Origin of the sequence: Nocardioides sp. CCNWLW239, assembly GCF_037137035.1 — a bacterium.
Taxonomy (GTDB): Bacteria; Actinomycetota; Actinomycetes; order Propionibacteriales; family Nocardioidaceae; genus Nocardioides.
Genome location: NZ_JBBBNW010000002.1, coordinates 457,978 through 484,203, shown reverse-complemented (window position 1 = coordinate 484,203; position 26,226 = coordinate 457,978). Strand labels below are relative to the sequence as shown.

Sequence of the window (26,226 nt, the reverse complement as noted above, 5' to 3'; positions counted from 1 at the left end):
CATCGCCTCGGTGAGCATCCGCGGATTGGGCCGCCAGCCCAGCGGCCAGGAACGCGGCGTACAGATTCTGATCTCCGCCCCAGCGCGCGACGTTGGCGGCGGCGAGATCGAGATCGAGACCAGCCACCGCAGGTAAAGACGCCGCACCAAGCCTCACCGAGGCGTTCACCGAGTGCCCCGGGCGCCGGATCATGCTCCCTCCAGCCAGTGGAGATAGTTGGAGTAGCGCTGGTGGAGATACTTCAGCGCGACGAGGTCGTCGTAGTCGCGGCCGTAGATCTTGCCGACCTTCGAGATCCGGCCGACCTCCGACTCGATCCGGGTGAGCCGCTGCGAGACGGTCAGCCGGTCGAGCCCGTCCAGGCCGCCCCCGAGCTCGGCGAGCAGGTCGCCGACGGGGTCGGCAGCGTCGAGGCCGAGCGCGACGTACTGCTTCATCGCGGTGTCGAAGAGGTCGATCAGCCACGAGGCCGGATCGTGGGCGAGCTCCTTGTCGCCGGCCTCGAAGCGCGGGTGCTGCGGGTTGGGCAGCAGCTTGCCGCGGAGCACGAACGGCACCATGGCGCGCACGTCGTCGAGCCCGACGGAGGCGGCGCCCCGGAACCAGGCGGAGGCCTTGGCGTACAGGATCAGGGTCTGCAGCGCCCGCACGGAGAGGCCGTTGAGCGTCTGCGCGCCGAGGTCGACGACCAGGTCGGCGCCAGAGTTGGCGTCGATGACCGCGCTCACGTCGCCGCCGGCGGTCGCGACGACGTCCTTGGTGCGGTATTCGAAGCGCCGTCCACCGTGCTGCACGAACTCGAACTGCCCGGTGAAGTACTCCAGCTTCCGGCGTACGTCGGCGGGCAGCGGCACCGCCCGGATCGCGGTCAGCATCGCGGTCTGCTCGTCGGGGGAGAAGACCAGCGAGGACGGCACGTGCTCCTCCGGCCGCTCGCCGGCCTCGACCCGGGTGACCAGCTCGTCGAAGAAGCGGCCGTTGAAGCCGAACGCCTGCACGGTGACGTCGAGCCGGTCCTTGAGGGCCTGGATGACCTGGAAGGTGCCGCCGCCGGCGTCGTCGTTGGCGGTGAAGAACCAGCTCTCGACCCCCTCGCTCGGAGCCGTCCGGCGCAGCTGGTCATGGCTCTCGACGTAGCCCTCGGCGACCATCGTGAGCAGCGCCGACTGGGTCTTGGTGGGGATGCGGTTGTATTCGTCGACGATCTTGACGCGCTCGGTCAGCCAGGACTTCCAGGCGATCGTGATCTCTGCCAGCGATCCCGCGGCGACGAGGTCCCGGGGAAGCGGCAGCCCGACCAGGTCGGAGACGGTCAGCTGCGGCTGCCCCTGCTGCAGGTGGCGTCTCACATCGTCTGGGGTGGACCCCGACAGCACGCCCATCAGCACCGCGAGGGTCGTCTTGCCGCGCCCGGGCCCGCCGATCATCAGACACTTGCCGCCGACCGCGAAGGTGAGCAGCGGCAGCAGCACGTTGGAGGAGTAGGCCGGCTGGGTCGGCAGCGTGATCTCCGCGCCCGCGTCGCCGAGCGGGAACCGGTTGGCCTTCGCGGCGTCGAACTCGACGTCGTAGAACGGCGAGATCACCGCCTTGTTGACCAACCAGAAATACGTACGCCGCAGCTTCTCGTCCAGCGCCACGGTCTCGTCCGGGGACCGGAACAGGTCGGCGGCGGTGAGCCCGTCGCGCGGCCCGCCGTGCTGCACGTGCGGGACGGTCGGCGAGGCGGACGTCTTCTGCCAGCGGTCGCTCATCTGTTCAGCTCCTCCAGTGACGGGCCGATCCGGTTGCTTCGCCCGAGCAGCGGCTCGAGGAACTCTTGGGTGGCGGCGAGCCGCTCCTGCACGCTGCCGCGGACCTCGATCCACGGCACGGGCTGCTCGGTGAGCACCTCGCGGAACCGGTCCTGCATCCGGTGCCGGAGGTGCTCGCCATCGCGCATCCCATCCTGCACGAACGGGATCTCGTCCCCGGTCAGCACGTACGCGACCGGCTGATGAGCGGCGGCGCGCTCGAGGAGGTGGTCGGGAGTGGGGCCGACGTAGCGCTCGTGCCACAGCGTCGTCGCCAGTACGTCGGTGTCGCAGACCAGGACCGGCTTCGGCACCCGCCGGCGGGCGGCGTCCTCCCAGCCGATCTGCCGGTCGACGATGAGGTCGAACTCGTCGCTGCGCCAGGGTGCGAACAGGCCGCCGGGGCGGATCTCGGACCAGAGCCGTCCGTACTCCGGGACACAGTGGGTGCCTAGGTCGGCGGCGAGTTGTTCGGCCAGCGTCGTGGTTCCGGTCGACTCCGCGCCGAGCACCACGACCCGCTCGGTGAGCCAGGCGCGGACCGGCGCGGGCAGGTCGGCCCAGTGCGCGGCCGGGTCGCGGCGGATCGCGGTCCCCGAGACCTCGTTGAACGTCCGGCCGGGATCGACCTGGACCCAGGTCGCGTCCAGCCGCCGGGCGAGCTCCTCGCCGTAGGCGTCGGAGGAGAAGACCGCATCGACCGGGGCCGGGAGAAGGTCGGAGATGACGACCATGTGCTCGTCCCAGGCGGCCGGGTCGTCGAAGTCGACCCGGGCCTCGTCCATCGCGGCGACCACGTGGGCGGTCGGGTGCTCCTCGCGCAGCCACTCCGCGCGTACCTCGAGCGGGATGGTCTCGACCTGCGAGCCGAGGAGCTCGACGGTGACCCGGTCACAGGCCCGCAGGGCCACCCGGATGAGCGCCTGGTGGCCGGCGTGGAACGGGTAGAACTTCCCGAGCACCAAGCCGTGCCCGAACGGCTTCGTCTCAGACACCCGCGACCTCCTTCGCGCGCTGGGTGACCCGCACCCGGCGCCAGTCCCGCAGCGCGACCAGGACGATCACGCAGAAGCCCAGATAGAGCACCGCCGTCGGCCACAGCCCCTTGGCGGCGTACAGGCCGACGGAGACGATGTCGACGGCCAGCCAGACCAGCCAGGACTGCCACCAGCGCCGGTTGAGCATGATCTGGGCGATCACGCTGCCCGCGGTCACGGTGGCGTCGGGCAGCTCGGTCGTGGAGTCGGTGAAAGCGAAGAGGACGTACGCGATCGCTGCGAGCGCCACCACGAACCCGAGCGCCAGCAGGAACAGGGTCCGGGTGGTGGCGGACCCGACGAAGGCCTCGTCTCGACGCAGCTGTGCCTCAGACTCCCGGCGTCTGGCCATCGCCCAGTCCACCCAGCCGGTCACGGAGAGGACCATGAACATGATCTGCAGCGCCGCGTCGGCATAGAGGGCGCTCCCGGCGAAGACGACCAGGTAGAGCGCGGTGTTGGCGATCCCGACCGGATAGGTCCACATGCTCCGTCGTGCCGCCAGGATCACGCACGCCGCCCCGGTGACGACTCCCGCGATCTCGACCCAGTGCGCCACCCACCAACTCTGCATGGCCGAACCCTATGGGACGGGAAGGGCCCGGGTGCTCGGGTCGAGCATCCGGGCCCTTCGCGGCTGGGACGAGGTCAGCGTCCGACCGCCGCCTTCGCGTTGACGATGCCGCTGCCGTAGAAGCCGTTCGGGGCCTCGCCACCCTCGCAGGTGTGGGTCGAGGTCGCCGTGGTGCCGTTGGGCAGGTGGCGTACGTAGGTGAAGTCCGCCGGTACCGGGCAGGCCTTGTCGGTGGCCGACTTGAGCAGGATCTTCTCGACCTTCTTGGGCGAGAGAGCCTTGCCGGAGCGGTCGCGGTGGCCGTATTCACCGACGATCAGCGCGGCGACACCGGCAGCGTGCGGGGAGGCCATCGAGGTGCCCTGCAGGTACTGGTAGTAGGAGCACTCACCGCTGGAGCAGTCCGCGACGGCCCACGGGACCTTGACCTCGCCGGTCGCCGGGTCGATCGCGCCCTCGGACACGGCCAGGTCGTAGGGGTAGGCGGCCAGGATGTTGGCGGTGTAGTCGCGGGTCCCGTCGGCGGAGTCGTACGCGTCCCCGCCAGGCGCAGCGACGTCGATGAAGCCGTCGCCGTAGCTGGAGTAGTAGGACTTGCGCTCGGACGGACCGGTGGCGCTCACCGCGATGACGCCGTCACCCTCGGTGGGCATCGAGACGCACGACTCGGGGTCGAGCATGTCGCGGACGTACGCGGCCTCACCGGGCTCGCTGGCGAAGTCGGGGCTGCTCGCGTCGGTCTGCGGCTTGGTGTAGTCGATCGCCTGGTTGCCGGCAGCGGCGACCAGGGTCACGCCGCGGGCGCGGGCGTAGTCGAGACCACGCTGCATGGCGGTGATGATCGTGGCCTGCTCGGCCTGGTCCTCGGGGGAGTCGGCCGGGTGGCTGGTGCAGTTGAACAGCCACGGGTCGATGTAGTAGCTCATGTTGACCACGTCGATGCCGTTGCGGCCCGCGTAGGTCAGCGCGTCGAGGGACGGCTGCAGGAAAAAGTAGCCGGAGTCCTGGCCGACGCGCAGGTTGACGATGTCGGCCTCGGGGGCGACGCCGGTGATGCCGACGCCGTTGACCGGCGAGGCGATGGTCGAGGCGACGTGGGTGCCGTGGCCGTTCTCGTCGACGTCGTTGCCGTCCTCGCAGGAGGCGTCGGGCTCGTCGGCACACGGGCCGTCGACCGTGGCGCCGTTGGCGTCGACCGGGATGTCGGTGGTGAAGTTGCGGCTCAGCTCGGCGTCGAAGTTCGGCGCGATGTCGGGGTGCGACCCGTCGACACCGGTGTCCATGATGCCGACGCGGACGCCCTTGCCGCGCTCGGTCTTGTTGGCCGCGCCCGCGTCGATCTGCTCCATGTCCCACTGCAGACCGGAGAGCGGCTCCGAGGACCCCTTGGGCTTCGGGGTCTTGGGGGCGTTGCCCTTGCCGCTGCGGAACTCGGTCTCGACCTTCGACACCTCCTGCTTGCGGGCCTTGCTGGCCGCCTCAGGGGTGGTGGCGCCCACGGCCCGGTCACGGGCGGCGCCCACGAGGGCGCTCGAGGCGTTCGCCGCCTCGGCGAAGCCTTCGTCCGCGGCGACCGTCGCGACACCGATGGCACTGTTCTCCGAGACGATCTCGCCCCCGGCGGCCTTCACCGCGGCACGGGCGTCGGCGGCCGAGGATCCCTCGGCATATGCCACGACATAGCGGACCTCCTGGTCGGAGGTGGCGTTGCCCGAGCTCGCCATGACGAGGGTGCCGGTGACCCCCAGCGCGACTGCGGTCGCACCTGTCAACAACCTACGCATGCTGTCTCCATTCCGGATTCGGTGGTCGAGATTGTCGGGACCACCGCTGCCACGGCCCGTGTCGGCCCGACAGTGGGGTCAGCATGCCTCAGACGACAGGCGGCCAACAGGGGTTTGGCGGCACCTCGACAAATCTGGTTGTGAGTGAGTGCTCACTCATTTACGATGGCGGATGTGGACGAACGACGTACGCGGGCCAAGCCGATTCCCGCAGCAGATCGACGTGCCGCGATCATCGCGGCGACCGAGACGCTGTTGATCCAGCACGGCACGGCGACGACCACGCGGTTGATCGCCGAGGCGGCGGGCGTCGCCGAAGGCACGATCTTCCGGCACTTCCGTGACAAGCGGGAGCTCTACCGTGCGGTGGCCGAGAACGTCTTCGACCCCGCCCGGGCAGGGCAGGAGATCGCGGAGGTCGTGGAAGGCGCCACCGACATCGAGGACAGGCTCCGCGCCGTCATCGACCTGCTCACGACCTCCGCGCGGCGCGGCGTCCTCGTGATGATGGCGGTGCGCTCGACCCTGTTCGAAGAGGCGGACCCTGGGGGCGTACGCCCGCGCATGGGGCCGCCGAGGTTCGTCACCGAAGGCAACAACGCGCTGGTCGACAACCTGGCCAGGCTCGTCTTCGAGCCCTATGAGAGCGAGCTACGACTTTCGCCGAGAAAGGCCGCGCTGGTGCTGCGCAGCCTCACGACCGGGGCCTGGTTCCCCGGCCTGAACCGAGAAAACCAGCCGTTGAGCAGCGAGGACGTCATCGACGTGCTGCTCGGCGGCATCTTGACCAGAGAGACTCACTGATGCTTCTTCGACTGCTCCGGGACTACCTGCTCCCGTACAAGAGGTTCCTGGTCGTCATCGCGATCCTGCAGCTCCTCTCGACCTCGGCGTTCATGCTGCTGCCCAGCCTGAACGCCGACATCATCGACAAGGGCGTGGCCACGGGTGACACCGACTACATCGTCCGAACCGGCGCGATCATGCTCGGCGTCGCGTTCGTGCAGATCGTGTGCTCGATCATCAGCGTCTACTTCGCGGCGCGCAGCTCGATGAGCTTCGGGCGTGACCTGCGCGCGGCGATCTTTGCCAGGGTCGGCTCCTTCAGCGCCCGTGAGGTCGGCCGCTTCGGTGCTCCCTCGCTGATCACCCGGACCACCAACGACGTCCAGCAGGTCCAGATGCTCGCCGTGCTCACCTGCACGCTCGCGGTGATGGTGCCGATGATGATGGTCGGCGGCGTCGCGATGGCGATCCGCGTGGACGCTGGGCTCTCCTGGCTGCTCGCGGTCGTCATCCCCGTGCTGCTCGTCTCCATGGCCGTGGTCGTACGCGGCATGGTCCCCAACTTCCGCAAGGTGCAGGAGCGCATCGACGCGGTCAACCGCATCCTGCGCGAGCAGATCACCGGCATCCGGGTGATCCGTGCGTTCGTACGCGAGCCCCAGGAGACCGCGCGCTTCGCGCGCGCCAACGACGAGCTCACCGACGTCGCGCTGCGGGCCGGACGCTGGATGTCGACGATGTTCCCGCTGATGATTCTGGTCATCAACGTCGCCAGCGTCGCGGTGATCTGGTTCGGTGGCATCCGGGTGGACAACGGGGTGATGCAGGTCGGTCCGCTGACCGCGTTCCTGCAGTACCTGATGCAGATCCTGATGTCGATCATGATGGGCACCTTCATGCTCATGCAGGTGCCGCGCGCGGCCGTCTGCGCCGACCGCATCGCCGAGGTCCTCGACACCGAGACCAGCGTGGTTCCCCCCGCCGCAGGCGTCACCGAGCTCTCCCGTCGCGGGTACGTCGACATGGTCGGGGCCGGGTTCACCTATCCCGGCGCCGACCATCCCGTCCTCCACGACCTGACCTTCGAGGCCCGGCCCGGGCAGACCGTCGCGATCATCGGCTCGACCGGTGCCGGCAAGACGACCCTCCTGGGCCTCGTGCCCCGGCTCTTCGACGCGACGGCCGGTGTCGTCCGGGTCGGCGGTGTCGACGTACGCGACCTCGACCCGGCCACCCTGCGCAGCTCTCTCGGGCTGGTGCCGCAGAAAGCCTTCCTGTTCACCGGCACCGTCCGTTCCAACCTGCTCCACGGCAAGCCGGACGCCACCGACGAGGAGCTCTGGCACGCGCTCGAGGTCGCTCAGGCGCGTGACTTCGTGGAGCGGATGGCGCCTGAGGACGGCACCGGCCTGGACGCCGAGATCGACCAGGGAGGCACCAACGTCTCCGGCGGCCAGCGGCAACGCCTGGCCATCGCCCGCGCCCTCGTGAGGAGGCCCGACATCTACCTCTTCGACGACTCCTTCTCCGCCCTCGACGTCGCCACCGACGCCCGGCTCCGCGCGGCGCTCGCCCCCGAGACCCGCAACGCCACCGTCATCGTCGTCGCCCAGCGGGTCTCCACCATCCGTGACGCCGACAAGATCCTCGTGCTCGAGGACGGCGCCATCGTCGGTGAGGGCACCCACGACGAGCTGCTCGCCGCCAACGCCACCTACCAGGAGATCGTCTCCTCGCAGCTCAGCGCAGAGGAGGCCGCGGCATGAGGCTGAATGTTCACCGAGGTAACTCGGTCGGTGGCCACCTCCTTCGTGGAACTCCGCGAGGGAACTGCATCCACACCGAGGTAACTCGGTCAGCGTCACCCGAGGAGCCCGCGGCATGAGCGACCAGAAGACCGGCCAGAACGGCCAGATGAAGAAGACCGAGCGGATCGTACGTCCGCAAGGCGGCCCCGGCCCGATGGGTGGCGGTGGCGCGGTGGGGGACAAGGCGATGACCTTCGTCCCCTCGGCGAAGCGCCTCCTGGGGAGGATGGCGCCCTACAAGCTGCATGCTGTCGCGACCATCGTGCTGGCCGCGATCAGCGTGACGCTGATGTCGTTGGGGCCCTGGCTGCTCGGCAAGGCGACCGACATCATCTTCGGCGGTGTCTTCTCCCGGGAGCTGCCGGCGGGGGTCACCCAGGAGCAGGCGGTCGAGGGGCTGCGCGCCCAGGGCGACGACAAGCTCGCCGACATGCTCTCCGGGATGGACCACGTCACCCCCGGCCAGGGCGTCGACTTCGACGCGCTGCGCAATGCGCTGCTCGTGGTGCTCGCCGTCTACCTCGTCGCGTCCCTGCTCTCCTTCCTGCAGGGCTGGATCCTCAACTCGGTCGTCCAGGGCACCGTCAAGGGTCTGCGCGAGGACGTCGAGAAGAAGGTCCACAGCGTCCCGCTCTCCTACTTCGACAAGCAGCCCCGCGGGGAGCTGCTCAGCCGGGTCACCAACGACATCGACAACATCAGCCAGACGCTGCAGCAGACCTTCAGCCAGGTGCTGACCGCGCTGTTCACGCTGGTCACGGTGCTGTTCATGATGTTCTGGATCAGCCCGGTGCTGGCCTTGATCGCGCTGCTCGCGGTGCCGGTCTCGCTGGTGGTCACCCGCGCCGTGATGAAGCGGTCACAGGGCCAGTTCGTGGCGCAGTGGCGCCACACCGGCAAGCTCAACGGCCACATCGAGGAGACCTTCTCCGGGCACGACCTGGTCAAGGTCTTCGGCCGCCAGGAGGAGGTCGAGACGACCTTCGCCGAGGAGAACGACAAGCTCTTCGCCGCGGCCTTCAAGGCCCAGTTCATCAGCGGGATCCTGATGCCGCTGATGATGTTCGTCGGCAACCTGATGTTCGTGGTGGTCTGTGTCGTCGGGTCGCTCCGGGTCGCCAGCGGGGCTCTGAGCCTCGGCGAGCTGCAGGCCTTCATCCAGTACTCCCGCCAGTTCACCCAGCCGATCACCACCCTGGCCTCGATGATGAACCTGCTGCAGTCCGGCGTCGCCTCGGCCGAGCGCGTCTTCGAGCTGCTCGACGCCGAGGAGCAGTCGCCCGATGCGGGTGCTCGCCGGGCCGGCGACGCCGGTGCGGGCGAGGTCCGCTTCGAGCACGTCTCCTTCTCCTACGACGAGGACAGGCCGCTCATCGAGGACCTGTCCCTGGTGGCCCGCCCCGGCCAGACCGTCGCGATCGTCGGTCCCACCGGCGCCGGCAAGACCACGCTGGTCAACCTGATCATGAGGTTCTACGAGCTCGACGCCGGCCGGATCACCCTCGACGGTGTCGACATCGCCTCGATGCCCCGCGCCGACCTGCGCGAGCGCACCGGCATGGTGCTCCAGGACACCTGGCTCTTCGAGGGGACGATCCGCGACAACATCCGCTACGGACGGCCGTCCGCGACCGAGGAGGAGCTCCTCGAAGCGGCCAGGGCGACGTACGTCGACAGGTTCGTGCACTCGCTCCCCGACGGCTACGACACCCTGATCACCGACGAAGGCGGCAACCTGTCGGCAGGCGAGCGGCAGCTGATCACCATCGCGCGGGCCTTCCTCGCCGAGCCGTCGCTGCTGATCCTCGACGAGGCGACCTCCTCGGTCGACACCCGCACCGAGCTGCTCCTGCAGCACGCCATGGCCGCGCTGCGCTCGGACCGTACGTCCTTCGTGATCGCCCACCGGCTCTCCACGATCCGCGACGCCGACCTGATCCTGGTCATGCGCGACGGCGCGATCGTCGAGCAGGGCAACCACGCCGAGCTGCTCGAGGCCGGCGGGGCGTACGCCGAGCTCTACCGGTCGCAGTTCAGCCACGCGATCGTGGACGAGGAGCCGGCCACCGCCTGAGAGGGGCGCCGAGAATAAACCCTTTGATCCCGGCACGGCCCGGCGCCTACCGTTGAGGCACACGGGAAAGGAGGTGATCCGATCAGATGAAGAACGATTGGATGCGTGAGGTGGCTGCTCGCTAGCAGCCCTCCAACCATGGATGGGGAGCTGGCAATCCAACGGCAGCCACCCGACCCGCAGGCGTACCGGACTCATCCACCGGGTCGGCCACCTGGCCCGCCTGCGGGTCGCTCCGTTTTCACGCGCGACAAGTTGCGTTTAGCAACTAATCTCGCATACATTGGTTGACGATATTCAACCGATGTACGTGAGAGCCGAGGCAGTCCTTGTCAGAGTCCCATCAGTCTTCGCAGGCCATCGCGGCGCCGGAGATGAGCCACCGCCAGATCATGGAGGTCCTCTCCGGCCTGCTGATGGCGCTGTTCGTCGCGATGTTGTCCAGCACGTCGGTCGCCAACGCCCTGCCGCGGATCGTGACCGACCTCGGCGGTACCCAGGGCGGCTACACCTGGATCGTCGTCTCGAGCATGCTGGCGATGACCGCGACGACGCCGATCTGGGGCAAGCTCGCCGACCTCTACAACAAGAAGGTCCTGGTCCAGGTCGCGCTCGGCCTGTTCATCGTCGGCTCGGCGATCTGTGGTCTGGCGCCGTCGATGCCGGTGATCATCACCGGACGTGTCATCGCGGGGCTCGGGATGGGTGGCATCGTCGCGCTGATCCAGGTGATCATCGCGATGATCGTCTCCCCGCGTGAGCGCGGCCGCTACTCCGGCTACATCGGCGCCGTCTTCGCCCTGGCGACGGTCATCGGCCCGCTGGTCGGCGGCGTCATCGTCGACTCCTCGTTCGGCTGGCCCGGCGTCTTCTACGTCGGTGTGCCGTTCGCGGTGGTCGCCTTCATCCTGCTGCAGAAGACCCTGCACCTCCCGCACGTTCGTCGCGAGGTCAGCATCGACTACCTCGGTGCGTTCCTGCTGGTCGCCGGTGTCTCGGCGCTGCTGATCTGGGTCACCCTGGGTGGCGAGTCCTTCGAGTGGGCGTCGCTCACCTCGTACGCCCTGGTCGCGGGCAGCGTCGTCGTGCTCGCTCTCGCGTTGCTGGTCGAGGGGAGGTTCGCCAAGGAGCCGATCATCCCGCTGCGGCTCTTCCGCGACCGGACCATGGTGCTCTCCACGTTCGCGTCGTTCTTCGTCGGTGCCGGGATGTTCGGTGCGACGGTCTACCTGCAGCAGTACTTCCAGACCGCTCGGGGGATGACGCCGACCCACGCGGGCCTGATGTCGATCTGCATGGTGCTCGGGCTCTCGGTCGCCGGCATGGTCACCGGTCGCCTGATCAGCTCCACCGGACGCTGGAAGCGCTACCTGGTCTTCGGTGGCACCATGCTGCCGATCGGGCTCTACCTGCTCAGCACCATCGACGAGCACACCAATCTGGCCGTCGTCGGCGCGTTCATGGCGGTCGTCGGTCTCGGCGTCGGAGCCACCAACCAGAACCTCGTGCTCGCGGTGCAGAACAACCTCGACACGAAGGACATGGGTGCCGGCTCCTCGGTCGTCGCCTTCTTCCGGTCGATGGGCGGGTCGATCGGCATCGCTGCGCTCGGCGCCGTGCTCTCCCACCGGGTCGAGGACGTCATCACCGACGGCGTCCCTGAGCTGGTCGCCAGCGGGAAGGTGACGCCCGAGGAGCTGCAGAGCCTGCAGAGCGGCGGGCTCGCCGACCCGGCCGGCATGCCGAGCGCGATGCAGGCGCTCTATGAGCACGCCTTCGCCGTCGCGACCGCCGACCTCTTCCTGGTGGCCATCCCGTGCGCGTTGCTCGCCCTCGTCGCTATCGTGGCCATCAAGGAGGTCCCGCTGAGGACGACCGTCGAGGACCTCCCCGACGAGAAGGCCCTCGTGGAGGCCGAAGCCGAGGGAGCTGTGCGGACATGACTGACGAGCCCGCTGTGGACGACGCGATCGACGCCCCGCGGGTGGAGTCGCTGATCCGGCTCGAGGCCGAGGTCGGTGTGCTCATGCGTCGGGCGAAGCGGGCGATGCGCATCCGTGGCCGGATGCTCCATCCCGACCTGCCGCCGGGTGGCTACATGGTGCTGACCTGGGTCGCCGAGCACGGCCCTCTCCGGGCCTCCGCTCTCGTCGACGGGCTCGGCATCGACAAGGGGGCGGTCAGCCGAATGGTGCAGGCGATCGTCGACCTCGGCTTGCTCGAGCGTCACCCCGATCCCGAGGACGGCCGGGCCAGTCTGGTCTCGCTGACCGCCGAGGCGCGCGAAGGGCTCGACCGGGTTGCCCGCGAGCGCCGCGTACGTTTCAGCGACCGGCTGTCCGACTGGAGTCCCGACGACATCGACCGGCTCAGCGCTATGCTGTCCAGATACAACGAAGCCCTCGAGGGTCAGGGCTCCTAGGGGATCCGTCGCGCGGGTCTCTGGTGCAGGTCGACGTCGTTCGGGACACACCCTGCTGAGTTCGGTTTTTCTGACTGATTCAAGGATGTAGGATTAGCTCGTGAGCGACCTGATCGACACTACCGAGATGTACCTCCGCACCATCTACGAGCTGGTCGAGGAGGGGATCGTTCCGCTGCGCGCCCGCATCGCCGAGCGACTGCACCAGTCCGGTCCCACGGTCTCCCAGACCGTCGCCCGGATGGAGCGCGACGGTCTGCTCACCGTCGAGGGTGACCGCCACCTGCAGCTCACCGACGAGGGTCTTCGGCTGGCGACCCGGGTGATGCGCAAGCACCGGCTCGCCGAGCGGCTGCTCACCGACGTCATCGGCCTTGACTGGGAGCTCGTCCACGAGGAGGCGTGCCGCTGGGAGCACGTCATGTCGGAGACCGTGGAGAAGCGCCTGCTCGACCTGCTCGGTGACCCGACCGAGTCGCCCTACGGCAACCCGATCCCGGGTCTCGACGAGCTCGGCGGCAAGCCGGCCGACGAGGACTTCATGGCTGGCGTCCAGTCGCTCACCGCTGCAGCGGGCGCCGAGCGCGCGACCGTCCTGGTGCGGCGTATCTCCGAGGAGATGCAGAAGGACGAGTCGCTGATGAGCGCCCTGCGTCGGGTCGGTGCGACCCCCGACCAGACGGTTGCCATCAAGGCCACTCCCGACGGCGTCCTGCTCGGCTCCGGCGGCGAGACCGCCGAGATCATCCCCGAGGCCGCCGACCACATCTTCGTCAAGGCCCTCTGACCTTCCGATCGACATCGCGCGGCCCGACTGCGGGTGAAATTCTCTCGACGTCGGCAGAATCTGGCACACCGCTCTGGACCGAATACGTCATCGATGCTTATGTTTGACGTGCGAGGCCTGCTGTTGGCCAGGGATCTGGACTGCAGCGGTTGTCATGTCGAGACTTGCGGGGGTCTCCGGAGGGGAGAGCTCTATGGAGGTCGTTCATCTGCCCGCTCGCGGTCACGAGCTGGATGAGACGTTCCGCCCTGTCGCCGTCCACCACACCGACACCGGCCTGACCCGGCACCTCGAGCGCGGCGAGGAGATCGTGCTCACCGACCTCGGTGGTGACTTCCACAGCGCGAAGGTGCTGCTGATCGACGAGGGACCGGTCTACCACTTCTTCATCGGAGCCAGGCTGTCGGTCGACGAGGCCGCCGGCCGCATGGGCGAGCTGCCGTTCCAGTCACGCTCTGCTTGAACCCCTGGATCTGATCTGTGCCAAGGAGGTGAGGAACTCGCTGGTCCCGACCTCCAGCTTGTACGCAGCCTCCCCATCGCCCCGGGTGGCTCCGCGGTTGACGATGACGACCGGGATCCCGGCCTTCGCCGCCCGGCGTACGAACCGATAGCCGCTCATCACCGCCAGGCTCGAGCCCGCGACGAGCAGCACGCCCTTCCCCTCGCGCTGCTCGCCGCGGGCGCGAACGCCATGGTTCTCAGCGAGCCCGTCGACCGCCGCCATGCACGTGGCGACCCGCTCCTTGGGGACGTTCTCGCCGAAGAAGACGACGTCGGGCTTGAGGATGCCGCCGCAGATCTCGCAGTCGGGTACGACGAAGTCCTGCGTCTCCTCGAGTGCGACGTCACCGTCCGGCCGGGTCTCCACGTCCGCATGGGCCTCGGCCCAACCCGCGTTGAGCTCCTCCATCCGCGCCTGCAGCTCGCGTCGCGGGCTCACCGTGCCGCACGACAGGCAGACCACGTCGGCGACCCGCCCGTGCAGGGTCACGATCCGGCCGCTCCTGGCCAGCTCGGGTGCCGCCTGCTCGTGCAGGCCGTCGACGTTCTGCGTGATCAGCAGCTCAGGATCGATCTGGGTGATCGCCCGGTGGCCGGCGTTCGGCACGGCGCTGCCCATCCGTCGCCAGCCGAGATGACTGCGTGCCCAGTAGCGCTGCCGCTCCTGCGGCCCCGAGATGAACTGCTGGAACGTCATCGGCTGCCGCGCCGGGCTGCCCGGGCTGCGGTAGTCGGGGATCCCTGAGTCGGTCGAGACGCCCGCGCCGGTCAGCACCACGAGGCGCCGGTCCTGGAGGAGCGCCAGGGCTGCTGCGTACGAATCCTCGGAGATCGCCCCGGGGGCGAGGGTCACGAGGCGTACCTGGCCTCGGCGCGAGCCTTGCGCTTCGCCGCCTCGACCTCGCGGTTCTTCTTCGGGGCGTTGGTGACCAGGTCGTCGAGGAGATGTCGGGTGATGTGGGCGATCTCGGAGACGGCGCGGTCGAAGGCCTCCTGGTTGGCGGCAGAAGGCTTGGTCGTGCCGCTCACCTTGCGTACGAACTGCAGGGCGGCAGCGGTGACCTCGTCGTTGGTGGCGGGCGGCTCGAAGTTGTGGAGCGGGCGGATGTTGCGGCACATGCCATCCACGGTACTCGGATCCGCGTGACGATTACCGGGATCGGCCGGGGGTCCGGGAAGGGGCCTGGCTTCGAGGCTGCGGGGGGACGAGCCCGCCGTTGGGGCCCTTGGCCTGCCTGGCGTCGTCACCCGGGGGTGCCGGCCGGGGCACGACACCGTCCTCGAGCAGCTGGCTCGCCATCAGCGCGGCCTGGGTGCGGTGGCTGACGCCGAGCTTGGCGAGGAGACCGGTGATGTGGTTCTTGACGGTCTTCTCCGCCAGCACGAGCCGCTCGGCGATCTGCCGGTTGGATATGCCTTCGGCGAGCAGCACCAGGATCCGCCGCTGCTGCGGGGTCAGCTCGGCGACCACCTCGTGCATCCGGCGGCGCTCCTCGACGTTGTGCACCACCTTGGCGGCTGCTTCGGGGTCGAAGAGAGTGTGGCCGCTGGCCACCAGACGTACGCCGGAGACCAGGCTCGACGCCTCGATCTGCTTGAGCACATAACCGGCCGCGCCGGCCATGATCGCCTGGCTCATCACCTCGTCGTCGCCGTCGGTGGCCAGGATCAGGCAGCGGATGTCGCTCTTCATCGCCAGCGCCTCGCGGCACAGCGCCACGCCGGAGGAGTCGGGGAGATAGGAGTCGAGGATGAGTACGTCGGGACGGAGCGTCGCGATCAGCGGCCGTGCCTCGGCGGCGGTGCGGGCCTCGCCGACGACCTCGATGTCCGGTTCCGGCTGGAGGACGGTCCGCACGCCGACACGCACGACATCGTGGCCGTCGGCCAGCAGAACGCTGATCACCGCGTCGCCCACAGGCTCGTCTCACTCATCTCGTGGTTGGGGATGGTGCCTGGTCGTTGATTCATTGCTGATGCACAAAAGAAAAGAAACCGCTTAAGCGTATCCCTATTGATGAAACATTTGATCACTCAGAGACCCGTGCCGTCTCGGATTTCGTAGGTTCTGGAAAGGTAGCGGTCATGACGACTTCTCGCGACCTCGACATCGTCCTGTTCGGCGCGACCGGTTTCACGGGCGGTCTGGTGGCCGAGTATCTCGCGGCGAACGCCCCCGCAGACCTGCGCTGGGCGCTCGCGGGCCGCTCCCTGTCTCGTCTCGAAGCCGTGCGTGACGGGCTCGGTTCCACTGACGTCGAGCTCATCCAGGCCGACGTGAACGACTCCGCCTCGCTCGTCACCCTGGCGGCTCGTGCTCGCGTCGTGATCACCACCGTCGGTCCCTACCTGGAGTTCGGCGAGCCCCTGGTCAAGGCGTGCGCGGAGGCCGGCACCGACTACGTCGACCTGACCGGAGAACCCGAGTTCGTCGACCGGATGTTCGTGAAGTACGACGCGGTCGCCCGGCTCAACGGTGCCCGGATCGTGCACGCCTGCGGGTTCGACTCGATCCCGCACGATCTCGGCGCGTTCTTCACGGTCCGCGAGCTCGCTCGCGGCGGCGAGATCACCGGTCCGCTGACGATGAAGGGGGTCGTGCGCTCCAACGCGACCTTCTCCGGCGGCACCTTCCACTCCGCGCTGGGGCAGATGTCCCGGCCCCGGGAGATGGCGGCGGCCTCGCGCGAGCGCCGGGCGCTCGAGAAGCGGCCGGAGGGCCGTCGGTCGCGGCCCGCGAAGCCTTCGCTCGGCCGCGACAGCGAGCTGGGCTACTGGCTGCTGCCGCTGCCGACCATCGACCCGTTCATCGTCGCCCGTTCCGGCCAGGCGCTGGAGGCGTACGGCCCTGCTTTCACCTACTCGCACTTCGCCGGGACCAAGACGTTGAGGTACGCCGTCGGGGGCGCGGTCGGCGTCGGCGCCCTCGCGCTCGCGATGCAGGTGCCACCGTTGCGGGCCAAGCTCGGCGAGCGGGTCAAGCAGGGCACCGGACCGTCGGAGTCCCGCCGCGAGAAGTCGTGGTTCACCGTCGACTTCGTCGCCGAGACCGGCGGCCGGACGATCCACACCAAGGTCTCCGGAGGCGACCCGGGCTACACCGAGACCGCCAAGATGCTCGCCGAGTCGGCACTGTGCCTGGCCTTCGACTCCCTCCCGGAGACCTCCGGGTCCGTCACCACCGCGGTCGCGATGGGGGATGCGCTGCTCGCCCGGCTCCAGGCTGCTGGGATCCGGTTCGAGGTCGTCGAAGCGCAGTGACGGGCATGTCCGAGAGTTCGTCACAGGACATCGACTGGTCGTCCGGGCGCTGGACGCATCAGCCGGCCGCCGCACGCGTCACACCCGAAGGCACCTTGGTCGCGACGGCGGTTGAGGGGAGCGACGCATGGCGGCACACGGCGTACGGTTTCGTGCACGATACCGAGCACGCGCTCCTCACACCTTTCGCTCCGGGGTCAGCCATGGAGGTCGGGTTCGGCACGCCGTTCTCGCAGCAGTTCGACCAGGCCGGGATCTTCGTCCGTGCCTCAAACGAGCGCTGGGTCAAGGCTGGTATCGAGTTCGCCGACGGTGTCGCCCAGATCGGTGCGGTCGTCACTGATGGCCGATCGGACTGGTCGGCCTCGCCCGCTCCGGAGTGGGTTGCCTCCCGGGTGACGTTCCGGGTCAGCTGGACAGACGACGCACTGACGGTCCGGGCGCGCAGGGAGGGGACGAGGTGGCAGCTGGTGCGGGTGCTTCCTTTCGCTGCCCACGACGAGGTGAGCGCGGGACCGTTCCTCTGTGCGCCGACACGTGCGGGTCTCGAGGTCCCGTTCCATGAGTGGAGAGTGGGAGCGCCGGACAAGTCTCTGCACTGACGTTTCCGCCGGTCAGCGGCTTCATGGAGACGACTGCTCTTGCTTGTTGGTGCCCCAGGCAAGAGTCGAACTTGCGGGCCTTTCGCCCTGGGGGAGTCGGCTGCTCTTGCTTGTTGGTGCCCCAGGCAAGAGTCGAACTTGCGACCTTTCGCTTAGGAGGCGGCTGCTCTATCCACTGAGCTACTGGGGCGTTCGCGGATATCTTGCCATGGCGACAGGTCATACTACGGTTTGGGGTTCGTTGCGGTCTCAGGTCAAACTTGGGATTCTCGCGTAGGTTGAGTCACCGTCGACTCAACCCGAATCCTCCCCCCTCCCAGCGACGAGTGACGGTGATCTATGCCTGACCCCTCCATGCCTCCCCGACGTGGGGGTGCGGATTCAGGCTCGGGCGTATCTGGATTCGAGTGGATGTACGGCGCGGACGACGCTGCGAGCGACGAGTCCGGGGGGACTCGGGCAGGCCGTGGCGCACGGGCTGCCGACGTGCCGACGGACACGCCGTCGGCGGAGTCCGGTGGTGGCCGGCGGGCGGCGAGGCAGCAGTCCGAGTTCGTGGCGCCTCCGCCTCCTGGTCCCGGGACCGGTGCGTCGTCCGGCGGTGGCCGCCGAGCCGCGCGTCCGGCCCGTCGGGAACCGGCGCAGGCGGAGCCTCCCGTTGCCGAGCCGCCGCACGCTGAGCCCGCACGGAGGGATCCGAGTCTGGCCGAGCGCTATCAGGCGATGGCCAGGAGGAACTCGGGAGCGTCGCCGACGCCTGCTCCGCCGGTTCCTCAGGAGTGGAACGACCCGGACGCGACGGCGGTAGCACCGCCGCTGCGCGATGCACCGCGCTCCGGGCGTCACGTACCCCCGCCGCCGGCCCCCGCGCCCGTCGCCGAGGAGACCGCGGTCGCCCCTGCACAGGAGTGGTACCGCCAGGACCCGCAGCCGGCTCCGCCTGCGCCGGCGGCTCCCGACCAGCAGCTCGCACCGCCGGCTGCCCGCGAGTTCGACTGGAACGACCCCGGCGCGACCACCGTCGCGCCCCGCCCGGCTTCGGCCGACCGGCCGCGGGGTCGCACCGCCTCACGTGACGAGCTGCACGAGGCTCGTCACGAGGCCTATCCCGCCGCAGACCGTCGAGACGCGGCGTACGCGTCGGACTACGACGACGAGCCCTATGACGACTACCCGTCGCAGGATGGTTACGAGGAGCCGTACGCTCCCTATCCCGACGAGCACGAGGGCCGCGACAAGCCGCGGATCAGCGTGCTGCACGTGCTCAGCTCGACGCTGCTCGTGCTCGCGCTGGTCGTCGGGCTGTTCACGGTCTACACCTACCGGAACCTCAAGTCGAACATCGAAACCGTCAGCCTCGGGGAGAAGGCCGCCGACGTCGGCCCGAAGGAGCCGATCAACATCCTCGTGATGGGGTCGGACAGCCGCGACTGCAAGGGGTGCGGTGTCGACGGTCAGAGCGGCGGTGGGTCGGACACCAACATCCTGCTGCACCTGTCCGCCAACCGGGAGTTCGCCTATGGCGTCTCCATCCCGCGCGACACGATGGTGGATCGGCCGTCCTGCAAGACCGAGGACGGAGACACGACCAGCCCTGCCGAGTACGTGCAGTGGAACGAGGCCTACGCGACGGGCGGTCCGACCTGCACGATCGACCAGCTCGAGTACGTCGCCGGCGACATGTGCGGCAAGAAGTGCGACATCACTGTCAACCATGTCGTGGTGGTCGACTTCGCGAGCTTCAAGGGCATGGTCGACGCCATCGACGGGGTCAACGTCTGCCTGCCCGCAGCGGTCGAAGACCGCTATACCGGTGCCAAGTTCAAGGCCGGCAAGCAGAAGCTCAGCGGCAAGAAGGCCCTCGAGTACGTCCGGATGCGACATGGCGTCAGGGCCGATACCGGGGAGACTCTCGGTGACGGTGGTGACCTGGACCGTTCCAAGCGGCAGCAGGCGTTCATCGGGGCGATGGCGGCCAAGCTGCTCTCGGGCGACACTCTGTCCAGCCCGACGAAGGTGCTCGGCTTTCTCAACGCAGCCACCAAGGGCTTGACGATGGATGAAGGTCTCAAGGACAACCTGGAGACCATGGCGAAGATCGCCTCCGGCTTCCAGAGCATCGGGATGGAGAACATCAAGTTCCTCACGATCCCGGTGGTCACCGATCCCCAGAACGCCAACCGAGTCGTGCTCGACGACGAGAAGGCGAAGAACGTCTTCAAGGCCATCGCCAACGACAAGCCGCTGACCAAGAAGATCGCCGCCGGAGCGCTGGACGCCGGCGAGGCATCCGGCAAGAAGAGCAAGAAGTCGGACGACGCGGCATCAGGGGACAGCGCGACCGATGAGGCCACCGACGGCGAGACCGCTGGCTCGGCTTCCAGCGACGAGTCCGAGTCCGCCGATTCGTCCGGCACCTCCTCCGAGGGTGCGAGCGCTGGACCCTCCGAGGAGGAGCTCGAGGAGATCGCCGAAGAGGCGAAGGCAGCACGCGAACGCGCGGGACTGTGCTGATGGCCGAAACCGACAAGCCGGACGGGCCCGGCGGGCCCGACAAGCCCGCGGAGCCGGAGTGGAAGCGCAAGCAGCGGCTGGCGCGGATCTTCGGTGACGTGATCCCGGAGACCACCAGCGACGAGCGGGAGTCCTCGGCAGAGTCGGAGGAGTCGGCGTCGGACCGTTGGCTGAAATCGCAGGTGCCGCCTCACCACGGTGGGTGAGACGGCACCTGCCGAAGCGGCGCCCGAGGCGGTCCGCTTCTGGCGAGGACAGCGTCAGCGAGCGTTCAGGCTGTCGCGGATCTGCTTGAGGATGTCGACCTCGGTCTCGCCCGGGTCGGGGTCCGGGAAGTAGCGCTCCTTGGCGGCGGTGTAGGGCTTGACGATCATGAAGTAGACGACTGCGGCCATGATCAGGAAGGCGATGACCGCAGTCAGCCAGGCGCCGACGCTGACGCCGCCCGGCTCGTAGTTCGAGAAGTCGGGCGTGCCGCCGAGCTTGCCGATCAGGTCCATGATGACGTCGACCGTCGCTGTCACGACCGAGGCGAACGCGGCACCCATGATGAAGGCGACCGCGAGCTTGATCAGGTCGCCCTGAAGCAGGAACTTCTTGAATCCGTCCATGTCTTGCTTACTCCTGTTGCTCAGTGTGTGAGGTGTAGGAGACCCGGATATGGCGTCCCTGGGCCGTCAGTACGCGAAGGTGAGGTAGCCCCCCACCCCTGCAGATGTGACGTCCTCGACGCTGTTCGCGGCGACTCCGACGATGACCAGACGTCCCGCCGAAGCGTTTGTGACGCCAAACCCCTCGGTCTTTCCTTGTGTCATGGAATCATCGCCGCTCGGTTCGGCCGCCCGAGGGAGGCTGAGGATCAGCGTGTCGGTGGTGACCAGGGCCGTCTCGGCGGTCGCCGGGTCGGTGACGTAGAGGTCGACGGTGTCGCCGACATGGAGCAGACCGGCCATCTCGGCGTCGGGCAGCCGGACGGGCACGGCGACCAGGTCGGGACGGCCGTCGGTCAACGACGGACCCACGAGACGTACGTCGGTGACGGGCTCGCCGCGGCGCAGCGGAGCCGCGAGCCGCTCACCGAGCGGGGCTTCGGCGAGGTCGGCGGGCACGCTGCCGGGGTCGGTCTCGATGTCGGTCAGGTCGGCCGCGGTGAGAACCGTGCCGACCGGCAGATCTCGGGAGGCGACCGCCATCGTCGAGGTGTCGGGTGGGTCCGACCGAGTCGCCGAGAGCGCGATCGCGACCGCAGAGGCGGTCAGCAGGAACGCCAGCAGGCGTCGATGGGCGAGGACCCCGCGGCGTACGCGGCGGGCGACAGACATGATTCGAGTGAACATGCCGGCACGCTAGGCCGCTGCTCGGATCCCCGCACCTCACTATCCACAACCCCGAGGATGCTGTGAATAAACCTGTGGATAACCAGCCGAGGCGTCACTCAGGTCGGCCGAGTCGGCAGCGCGGTGCCAACTCGGCCGACGCGCGTGACGTCTCGGCGTCAGTCTGAGGAGCTGGAGGCCGCGGCAGGCGCCGGGGACGACGTCGAGGACGAGCTCGAGTCCGACGAGCTCGACGAGGACGAGCCGGAGCGGGAGTCGGTGCGGTAGAAGCCAGAGCCCTTGAAGACGACCCCGGCTGCGCTGAAGACCTTGCGCAGCTTGCCGCTGCACTCGGGGCACTCGGTCAGCGAAGCGTCGCTGAAGCTCTGGAACTGGTCGAAGGCGTGGCCGCACTCGGTGCAGGCGTACTGATAGGTGGGCACGTTTCTCCTAGAACAGAATCTGGCACTCGACGGGCGCGACTGCCAATATTAGCGAACGCCTAGGAGAAGCGCTGCATTCCCTCCGCGCTCGCGGCCGCACCCACGGCCTGGTCGTGGGCTTCCACCGGCACCGGAACACCGATCTCCCACGGATAGAGAAGCACGCAGGTGAGGGTCCCGGTCGGCACCCGAGCCAGGACGCGGTCGTAGGAGCCCCCGCCCCGTCCCATCCGATGGCCCTGCGCATCCACGGCCAGGCCCGGCACGAGCACGACGTCGGCGCCGGTGATCGCGGAGACCCCCAGCCTCTCCCCGCCCGGCTCCAGGAGTCCGCGGGCGGCGCGGACCAGCTCGCCGTCGTAGACCGCCCAGTCCAGGTCGTTGTCCGGCAGCAGGCAGGGCAGCAGGATGCGCTTCCCCGCGGCGTCGAGCGAGTCGATCAGCGGCCCGGTGCCGGGTTCGGTGCCGATCGAGACGTAGAGCGCAACGGTCGCGGCCCGGCGTACCTCAGGAATCTCGCTGACCACCTGCGAGAGGTCACGCGCGAGCGAGCCGAGTCGGTGCAGGCCGATGCGTCCCCGGGTAGTCAGCAGCTGGTCGCGTAGGGCAGTCTTGCGCCCCATCAGGTCAGCGGGGGCTGGACTACCAGAACCCGGAGGGGTTTGTGAATCCGACACAACGACAGCCTAGGCTTTCCTCTATGGGTAGCCCAGGTTTGGCCAAGGCGATGGCGAAGATGCGCGACGCCGGCGTGGACGACGTCGCCGTGCAGACGTTCGCACATTACTACCGCCAGCTCGAGCACGGTGAGACCGGGATGATCCCGGAGGACACGATCGAGCCGGTCGACATCCCGTCGATCGGTGACGTCGAGGTCAGCGACGAGGAGGCGCACGCCGCCATCTCGACCACCGCGGTGATCAAGCTCAACGGTGGCCTCGGCACCTCGATGGGCATGGACCGCGCGAAGTCGCTGCTGTGCGTGCGCAAGGGCCTGAGCTTCCTGGACGTGATCGCCCGTCAGATCCTGCACATGCGGGAGAAGTACGACGTACGTCTCCCGCTGCTGCTGATGAACTCCTTCCGCACCTCCGAGGACAGCCTGGCCGCGCTCGAGCGCTACCAGGACCTGCCGGTCGAGGGTCTGCCGCTGGAGTTCCTGCAGAACCGTGAGCCGCGTCTGCTCGTCGACGACCTGAGCCCGGTCGAGTGGCCCAAGGACCCCGACCTGGAGTGGTGCCCGCCCGGTCACGGCGACATCTATACGGCCCTGCTCGACACCGGGCTCTTGGACCTGCTCATCGAGCAGGGCTATGAGCGGGTCTTCGTCTCCAACTCCGACAACCTCGGTGCCGTCCCCGACGAGAAGGTCGCCGGCTGGTTCGCGAAGAGCGGAGCCCCCTTTGCGATCGAGGCCGTACGCCGCACCCCGAGCGACCGCAAGGGCGGCCACTTCGCGCGCCGGAAGTCCGATGGCCGCCTCATCCTGCGCGAGACCGCGCAGACCCGCGACGAGGACAAGGTGGCGCTGCAGGACCTCAGCCGACACAAATACTGCTCGACCAACAACATCTGGTTCGATCTCGAGGCACTGAAGAAGGTGCTCGACGAGCGCGACGGCATCCTCGGTCTGCCGATGATCCGCAACGAGAAGACTGTCGACCCCGCCGACCCGAAGACGCCGAAGGTCGTCCAGATCGAGACCGCCATGGGCGCCGCGATCGAGGTTTTCGAGGGGTCCCAGCTGATCGAGGTCGGCCGCGACCGGTTCGTGCCGGTCAAGACGACCAACGACCTCCTCGTCCTCCGCTCCGACGTCTACGACATCGGTGACAACTTCGTGCTCGACCAGGTCGCCGATGTGGTTCCGTTCATCGACCTGGACGGTGACTACTACAAGTACGTCGCAAGCTTCGACGAGCGTTTCCCCGAGGGTGCCCCGTCGCTGCGCAAGGCGTCCTCGCTCACCGTCAACGGCGACTGGACCTTCGGCAAGGGCGTCCAGGTCATCGGCGCGGTCGAGCTCGACGGCGCCAGCGGTGAACGGGTCGCGCCGGCCACGATCCTGTCCGACTAGTGGTGTGAGCCGATAACGAGGCGATGACCACTAGTGGTGTGAGCCGACAGTTCGTCCCTGGTCCGTCGTCAGGGTGCGTGCTGGGCAAGGCGCCCCTGCGAAGGCATACCGGGGTATTTCGAGCGGGGGCAACGCCGCCCAGTGCGTGCCATGGCGGCGGACCGGGGACGAAATCGAGGCGATGACCACTAGTGTTGGCGGGGTGACTCCCGCCGACTACCGCGAGCGAATCCTGGCCGATCTCGAGCCGATGCCGGCCTACCCGCAGCCGCTGATGGACTGCCTCGGGCTGGCGGTTGCCGAGGACATCCATGCCGAGGTCTCGCTGCCGGGCTTCGACAACTCCTCGATGGACGGCTACGCGGTCCGCTACGCCGATGTCGCGACCGCCTCGGCAGAGGCGCCGGTGCGGTTGCCGGTCCTCGGCGAGATCGGCGCCGGGCAGGCGTCGTTGCTGGCCCTGCCCCCGGGCGCGGCGGCGAAGATCATGACGGGTGCCCCGCTGCCCACAGGCGCGGACACGGTCGTGCCCTACGAGTGGACCGACCGCGGCGTCGCCGAGGTCGAGATCCGGCAGACGCCGAACGAGGCTCAGCACGTCCGTTACGCGGGCGAGGACGTCGCGAAGGGCGATCTGCTCATTCCCGCGGGCACCGTGCTCGGCCCGCGTCATCTGGGGCTGATCGCCTCCGTCGGCCGCGCACAGGTGGCGGTGCGCCCACGTCCCCGCGTCGTGGTGCTCTCGACCGGCACCGAGCTGCGCGAGCCCGGGGAGTCCTTGGGCCACGACTCGATCTACGACGGCAACTCTTTCCTCCTGGCCGCGGCAGCCCGCCGGGCCGGCGCCATCGCGTACCGCGTGGGGATCGTGCCCGACGAGCCGCGTGCCTTCATGACCGCGCTGTCCGACCAGCTCGTCCGCGCCGACCTGGTGGTCACCTCCGGCGGGGTCTCGATGGGTGACTACGACGTGGTCAAGGAGGCGCTGACCCCGGAGGGCGTGTGGTTCGGCCCGGTGAAGATGCAACCGGGCAAGCCCCAGGGTTTCGGCCGGATCGGTGAGGAGCGGGTCCCGGTGCTCTGCCTGCCCGGGAACCCGGTGTCCTCGTTCGTCTCCTTCGAGCTCTTCGTGCTCCCGGCGCTGCGTCGGCTGATGGGCATGACCCCCGAGGCTCGGCCCGTACGCCGAGCCGCGCTGACCCACGCCGTCCGCTCCCCGGCCGGGAAGGAGCAGTATCTCCGCGGTTGGTACGACGGCTCCCGCGCCGGCGTCTCGCCCATCGGCGGCCCGGGGTCCCACCTGATCGGCGACCTGGCCGGCGCGAACTGCCTGATCGTGATCCCGCCGGAGACGACCGCGCTTGACCAGGGCGCCGAGGTGGACGTGCTCGAGCTGGACGTGGAGTTCTGATGGCCGACCGGTTGACCCACGTCGACGAGACCGGCGCTGCTCGGATGGTCGACGTCTCCGAGAAGGCGGTCACGGCCCGCACCGCGACCGCCTCCGGGCGAGTGCTTGTCTCGCCCGACGTGATCGAGCTGCTCCGCGGCGAGGGCGTACCCAAGGGTGACGCGCTCGCCGTCGCCCGCATCGCCGGGATCATGGGCGCCAAGAAGACGCCTGATCTGATCCCGCTGTGCCACCCGCTGGCCGTCTCGGGCGTCAAGGTCGAGCTGAGCGTCGCCGACGATGCCGTCGAGATCACCGCGACGGTGAAGACCACCGATCGCACCGGTGTCGAGATGGAGGCGCTGACCGCCGTCGCGGTCGCGGGTCTCACCGTGGTCGACATGATCAAGGCCGTCGACAAGAGGGCGGTCATCACCGATATCCGCGTCGAGACGAAGACCGGCGGAAAGTCGGGTGCGTTCCAGAGATGAGCGAGCGCCAGCGAGTGACCATCGAATACCTCATCGGGCGGCGTCCGTATCCTGGCGCTTGCGCTACGGAGGTCGCCCGATGAGCCTGAAAGCCACCGTCGTCGTCGCCTCCAACCGTGCCTCGGCCGGTGTTTATGAGGACACCACAGGCCCCCTTCTGGTCGCCTTTCTGGAAGAGCTCGGCTTCGTGGTCGGCCCTCCTGAGGTCGTACGCGACGGCGACCCGGTCGGCCAGGCGATCGCGCGAGCCGCGGAGGAGGGTGCACGGGTCGTCCTCACCACCGGAGGCACGGGCCTGACCCCCACCGACCGCACCCCCGAGGTCACCCGCCCGCTGCTCGACCGCGAGATCCCGGGCATCGCCGAAGGGATCCGGGCGGCCGGAGTGGCGAAGGGGATCCCGACGGCGCTACTGTCCCGCGGTCTGGCCGGTCAGATCGGAGCGTGTGTGGTGGTGAACCTTCCCGGGTCGCGGGGTGGCGTGAAGGATGCGATCGACGTACTGCGTCCCGTGCTGCCCCACGCCGTGGAGCAGTCGGTCGGCAGTGACCACTGATTCGGA

At 68.6% G+C, this 26,226-nt stretch carries 26 protein-coding genes and 1 tRNA gene; 15 read left to right on the top strand and 12 right to left on the bottom strand.

Annotation, left to right across the window (positions count from 1 at the left end; genetic code table 11):
- Positions 1-189 precede the first annotated feature (189 nt).
- The 4 genes from WBG06_RS08270 to WBG06_RS08255 form a co-directional block, all read right to left on the bottom strand.
- Positions 190-1,755, bottom strand: a complete 1,566-nt coding sequence (locus tag WBG06_RS08270) for a hypothetical protein (protein ID WP_336736112.1) — start codon at positions 1,753-1,755, stop codon at positions 190-192.
- Complete coding sequence (locus WBG06_RS08265; RefSeq protein WP_336736111.1) at positions 1,752-2,789, bottom strand: AAA family ATPase; 1,038 nt, start codon at positions 2,787-2,789, stop codon at positions 1,752-1,754. Before WBG06_RS08265 ends, WBG06_RS08270 begins: the two co-directional genes overlap by 4 nt.
- The gene (gene pnuC, locus WBG06_RS08260) at positions 2,782-3,405 is read right to left on the bottom strand and encodes a nicotinamide riboside transporter PnuC (RefSeq protein ID WP_336736110.1); all 624 of its coding nucleotides are present in this window, start codon (positions 3,403-3,405) and stop codon (positions 2,782-2,784) included. The genes WBG06_RS08265 and pnuC overlap by 8 nt, the downstream gene beginning before the upstream one ends.
- Before the next feature lie 74 nt (positions 3,406-3,479).
- Entirely contained in the window at positions 3,480-5,189 is a 1,710-nt protein-coding gene (locus WBG06_RS08255) for a S8 family peptidase (protein ID WP_336736109.1), read from the bottom strand.
- A gap of 174 nt (positions 5,190-5,363) precedes the next feature.
- Here WBG06_RS08255 and WBG06_RS08250 point away from each other — a divergent pair, with 174 nt between their 5' ends.
- The 7 genes from WBG06_RS08250 (at position 5,364) to WBG06_RS08220 (ending at position 13,529) form a co-directional block, all read left to right on the top strand.
- Positions 5,364-5,993: a helix-turn-helix domain-containing protein gene (locus WBG06_RS08250; protein ID WP_336736108.1), complete on the top strand. Its 630-nt coding sequence runs from the start codon at positions 5,364-5,366 to the stop codon at positions 5,991-5,993.
- Positions 5,993-7,741, top strand: coding sequence for an ABC transporter ATP-binding protein (locus WBG06_RS08245; RefSeq protein ID WP_336736107.1), 1,749 nt, complete (start codon positions 5,993-5,995; stop codon positions 7,739-7,741). The genes WBG06_RS08250 and WBG06_RS08245 overlap by 1 nt, the downstream gene beginning before the upstream one ends.
- 115 nt (positions 7,742-7,856) lie before the next feature.
- On the top strand, positions 7,857-9,857 hold the full coding sequence (locus WBG06_RS08240; protein ID WP_336736106.1) for an ABC transporter ATP-binding protein: 2,001 nt from the start codon (positions 7,857-7,859) through the stop codon (positions 9,855-9,857).
- Positions 9,858-10,231: 374 nt separating this feature from the next.
- Complete coding sequence (locus WBG06_RS08235) at positions 10,232-11,800, top strand: MDR family MFS transporter (protein ID WP_336736105.1); 1,569 nt, start codon at positions 10,232-10,234, stop codon at positions 11,798-11,800.
- Complete coding sequence (locus WBG06_RS08230) at positions 11,797-12,279, top strand: MarR family winged helix-turn-helix transcriptional regulator (protein WP_336736104.1); 483 nt, start codon at positions 11,797-11,799, stop codon at positions 12,277-12,279. The genes WBG06_RS08235 and WBG06_RS08230 overlap by 4 nt, the downstream gene beginning before the upstream one ends.
- A 100-nt stretch (positions 12,280-12,379) precedes the next feature.
- Positions 12,380-13,066, top strand: coding sequence for a metal-dependent transcriptional regulator (locus WBG06_RS08225; protein ID WP_336736103.1), 687 nt, complete (start codon positions 12,380-12,382; stop codon positions 13,064-13,066).
- A gap of 193 nt (positions 13,067-13,259) precedes the next feature.
- On the top strand, positions 13,260-13,529 hold the full coding sequence (locus tag WBG06_RS08220; protein ID WP_336736102.1) for a hypothetical protein: 270 nt from the start codon (positions 13,260-13,262) through the stop codon (positions 13,527-13,529).
- Here WBG06_RS08220 and WBG06_RS08215 read toward each other — a convergent pair.
- From WBG06_RS08215 to WBG06_RS08205, 3 genes are read right to left on the bottom strand one after another with little or no spacing between them, the layout of a single operon-like run.
- Positions 13,515-14,423: a Sir2 family NAD-dependent protein deacetylase gene (locus tag WBG06_RS08215; RefSeq protein ID WP_336736101.1), complete on the bottom strand. Its 909-nt coding sequence runs from the start codon at positions 14,421-14,423 to the stop codon at positions 13,515-13,517. The genes WBG06_RS08220 and WBG06_RS08215 overlap by 15 nt on opposite strands.
- A complete protein-coding gene (locus tag WBG06_RS08210) occupies positions 14,420-14,689 on the bottom strand; it encodes a DUF2277 domain-containing protein (RefSeq protein WP_336736100.1) in 270 nt (89 codons plus the stop codon). Before WBG06_RS08210 ends, WBG06_RS08215 begins: the two co-directional genes overlap by 4 nt.
- A 31-nt stretch (positions 14,690-14,720) precedes the next feature.
- Positions 14,721-15,476, bottom strand: a complete 756-nt coding sequence (locus tag WBG06_RS08205) for a response regulator transcription factor (RefSeq protein ID WP_336736099.1) — start codon at positions 15,474-15,476, stop codon at positions 14,721-14,723.
- A gap of 179 nt (positions 15,477-15,655) precedes the next feature.
- Between WBG06_RS08205 and WBG06_RS08200 the strand changes: the two genes are divergently transcribed.
- A complete protein-coding gene (locus WBG06_RS08200) occupies positions 15,656-16,831 on the top strand; it encodes a saccharopine dehydrogenase family protein (protein ID WP_336736098.1) in 1,176 nt (391 codons plus the stop codon).
- Positions 16,832-16,836: 5 nt separating this feature from the next.
- Positions 16,837-17,433, top strand: a complete 597-nt coding sequence (locus tag WBG06_RS08195) for a DUF1349 domain-containing protein (protein ID WP_336736097.1) — start codon at positions 16,837-16,839, stop codon at positions 17,431-17,433.
- A gap of 114 nt (positions 17,434-17,547) precedes the next feature.
- On the opposite strand, the gene WBG06_RS08190 is transcribed toward WBG06_RS08195, so the two are convergent.
- Positions 17,548-17,623, bottom strand: a tRNA-Arg gene (locus WBG06_RS08190).
- A gap of 296 nt (positions 17,624-17,919) precedes the next feature.
- On the opposite strand from WBG06_RS08190, the gene WBG06_RS08185 reads away from it, so the two are divergent.
- Together WBG06_RS08185 and WBG06_RS08180 are read left to right on the top strand one after the other, a co-directional pair.
- Entirely contained in the window at positions 17,920-19,947 is a 2,028-nt protein-coding gene (locus WBG06_RS08185; RefSeq protein ID WP_336736096.1) for an LCP family glycopolymer transferase, read from the top strand.
- On the top strand, positions 19,947-20,153 hold the full coding sequence (locus WBG06_RS08180; RefSeq protein ID WP_336736095.1) for a hypothetical protein: 207 nt from the start codon (positions 19,947-19,949) through the stop codon (positions 20,151-20,153). The genes WBG06_RS08185 and WBG06_RS08180 overlap by 1 nt, the downstream gene beginning before the upstream one ends.
- A 54-nt stretch (positions 20,154-20,207) precedes the next feature.
- On the opposite strand, the gene WBG06_RS08175 is transcribed toward WBG06_RS08180, so the two are convergent.
- The 4 genes from WBG06_RS08175 to WBG06_RS08160 form a co-directional block, all read right to left on the bottom strand.
- Positions 20,208-20,558, bottom strand: coding sequence for an MscL family protein (locus WBG06_RS08175; protein ID WP_336736094.1), 351 nt, complete (start codon positions 20,556-20,558; stop codon positions 20,208-20,210).
- A 66-nt stretch (positions 20,559-20,624) separates the two neighbouring features.
- Positions 20,625-21,284, bottom strand: coding sequence for an SAF domain-containing protein (locus tag WBG06_RS08170; RefSeq protein WP_336736093.1), 660 nt, complete (start codon positions 21,282-21,284; stop codon positions 20,625-20,627).
- Positions 21,285-21,442: 158 nt separating this feature from the next.
- Positions 21,443-21,706 carry an FmdB family zinc ribbon protein gene (locus WBG06_RS08165; protein ID WP_336736092.1) on the bottom strand — a complete coding sequence of 88 codons (264 nt, stop codon included), beginning with the start codon at positions 21,704-21,706 and terminating at the stop codon, positions 21,443-21,445.
- Between the two features lie 59 nt (positions 21,707-21,765).
- A complete protein-coding gene (locus WBG06_RS08160) occupies positions 21,766-22,329 on the bottom strand; it encodes a 5-formyltetrahydrofolate cyclo-ligase (protein ID WP_336736091.1) in 564 nt (187 codons plus the stop codon).
- Positions 22,330-22,406: 77 nt separating this feature from the next.
- Between WBG06_RS08160 and WBG06_RS08155 the strand changes: the two genes are divergently transcribed.
- The 4 genes from WBG06_RS08155 (at position 22,407) to WBG06_RS08140 (ending at position 26,220) form a co-directional block, all read left to right on the top strand.
- Entirely contained in the window at positions 22,407-23,783 is a 1,377-nt protein-coding gene (locus tag WBG06_RS08155; RefSeq protein ID WP_336736090.1) for a UTP--glucose-1-phosphate uridylyltransferase, read from the top strand.
- A 202-nt stretch (positions 23,784-23,985) separates the two neighbouring features.
- Positions 23,986-25,194 carry a molybdotransferase-like divisome protein Glp gene (gene glp, locus WBG06_RS08150; protein WP_336736089.1) on the top strand — a complete coding sequence of 403 codons (1,209 nt, stop codon included), beginning with the start codon at positions 23,986-23,988 and terminating at the stop codon, positions 25,192-25,194.
- On the top strand, positions 25,194-25,664 hold the full coding sequence (moaC, locus tag WBG06_RS08145; RefSeq protein WP_336736088.1) for a cyclic pyranopterin monophosphate synthase MoaC: 471 nt from the start codon (positions 25,194-25,196) through the stop codon (positions 25,662-25,664). The genes glp and moaC overlap by 1 nt, the downstream gene beginning before the upstream one ends.
- A gap of 79 nt (positions 25,665-25,743) precedes the next feature.
- Positions 25,744-26,220 carry a MogA/MoaB family molybdenum cofactor biosynthesis protein gene (locus WBG06_RS08140; RefSeq protein WP_336736087.1) on the top strand — a complete coding sequence of 159 codons (477 nt, stop codon included), beginning with the start codon at positions 25,744-25,746 and terminating at the stop codon, positions 26,218-26,220.
- Positions 26,221-26,226: the final 6 nt, after the last annotated feature.

What these genes read in the sequence shown, in the direction of transcription:
- WBG06_RS08195 (WP_336736097.1), top strand. Translation starts at nt 16,837, where the DNA reads ATGTCCGAGAGTTCGTCACAGGACATCGACTGGTCGTCCGGGCGCTGG.
- WBG06_RS08210 (WP_336736100.1), bottom strand. Translation starts at nt 14,689, where the DNA reads ATGTGCCGCAACATCCGCCCGCTCCACAACTTCGAGCCGCCCGCCACC.
- WBG06_RS08235 (WP_336736105.1), top strand. Translation starts at nt 10,232, where the DNA reads ATGAGCCACCGCCAGATCATGGAGGTCCTCTCCGGCCTGCTGATGGCG.
- WBG06_RS08200 (WP_336736098.1), top strand. Translation starts at nt 15,656, where the DNA reads ATGACGACTTCTCGCGACCTCGACATCGTCCTGTTCGGCGCGACCGGT.
- WBG06_RS08180 (WP_336736095.1), top strand. Translation starts at nt 19,947, where the DNA reads ATGGCCGAAACCGACAAGCCGGACGGGCCCGGCGGGCCCGACAAGCCC.
- WBG06_RS08245 (WP_336736107.1), top strand. Translation starts at nt 5,993, where the DNA reads ATGCTTCTTCGACTGCTCCGGGACTACCTGCTCCCGTACAAGAGGTTC.
- moaC (WP_336736088.1), top strand. Translation starts at nt 25,194, where the DNA reads ATGGCCGACCGGTTGACCCACGTCGACGAGACCGGCGCTGCTCGGATG.
- WBG06_RS08175 (WP_336736094.1), bottom strand. Translation starts at nt 20,558, where the DNA reads ATGGACGGATTCAAGAAGTTCCTGCTTCAGGGCGACCTGATCAAGCTC.
- WBG06_RS08170 (WP_336736093.1), bottom strand. Translation starts at nt 21,284, where the DNA reads ATGTTCACTCGAATCATGTCTGTCGCCCGCCGCGTACGCCGCGGGGTC.
- pnuC (WP_336736110.1), bottom strand. Translation starts at nt 3,405, where the DNA reads ATGCAGAGTTGGTGGGTGGCGCACTGGGTCGAGATCGCGGGAGTCGTC.
- WBG06_RS08270 (WP_336736112.1), bottom strand. Translation starts at nt 1,755, where the DNA reads ATGAGCGACCGCTGGCAGAAGACGTCCGCCTCGCCGACCGTCCCGCAC.
- WBG06_RS08160 (WP_336736091.1), bottom strand. Translation starts at nt 22,329, where the DNA reads ATGGGGCGCAAGACTGCCCTACGCGACCAGCTGCTGACTACCCGGGGA.
- WBG06_RS08255 (WP_336736109.1), bottom strand. Translation starts at nt 5,189, where the DNA reads ATGCGTAGGTTGTTGACAGGTGCGACCGCAGTCGCGCTGGGGGTCACC.
- WBG06_RS08155 (WP_336736090.1), top strand. Translation starts at nt 22,407, where the DNA reads ATGGGTAGCCCAGGTTTGGCCAAGGCGATGGCGAAGATGCGCGACGCC.
- WBG06_RS08140 (WP_336736087.1), top strand. Translation starts at nt 25,744, where the DNA reads ATGAGCCTGAAAGCCACCGTCGTCGTCGCCTCCAACCGTGCCTCGGCC.
- WBG06_RS08240 (WP_336736106.1), top strand. Translation starts at nt 7,857, where the DNA reads ATGAGCGACCAGAAGACCGGCCAGAACGGCCAGATGAAGAAGACCGAG.
- WBG06_RS08220 (WP_336736102.1), top strand. Translation starts at nt 13,260, where the DNA reads ATGGAGGTCGTTCATCTGCCCGCTCGCGGTCACGAGCTGGATGAGACG.
- WBG06_RS08230 (WP_336736104.1), top strand. Translation starts at nt 11,797, where the DNA reads ATGACTGACGAGCCCGCTGTGGACGACGCGATCGACGCCCCGCGGGTG.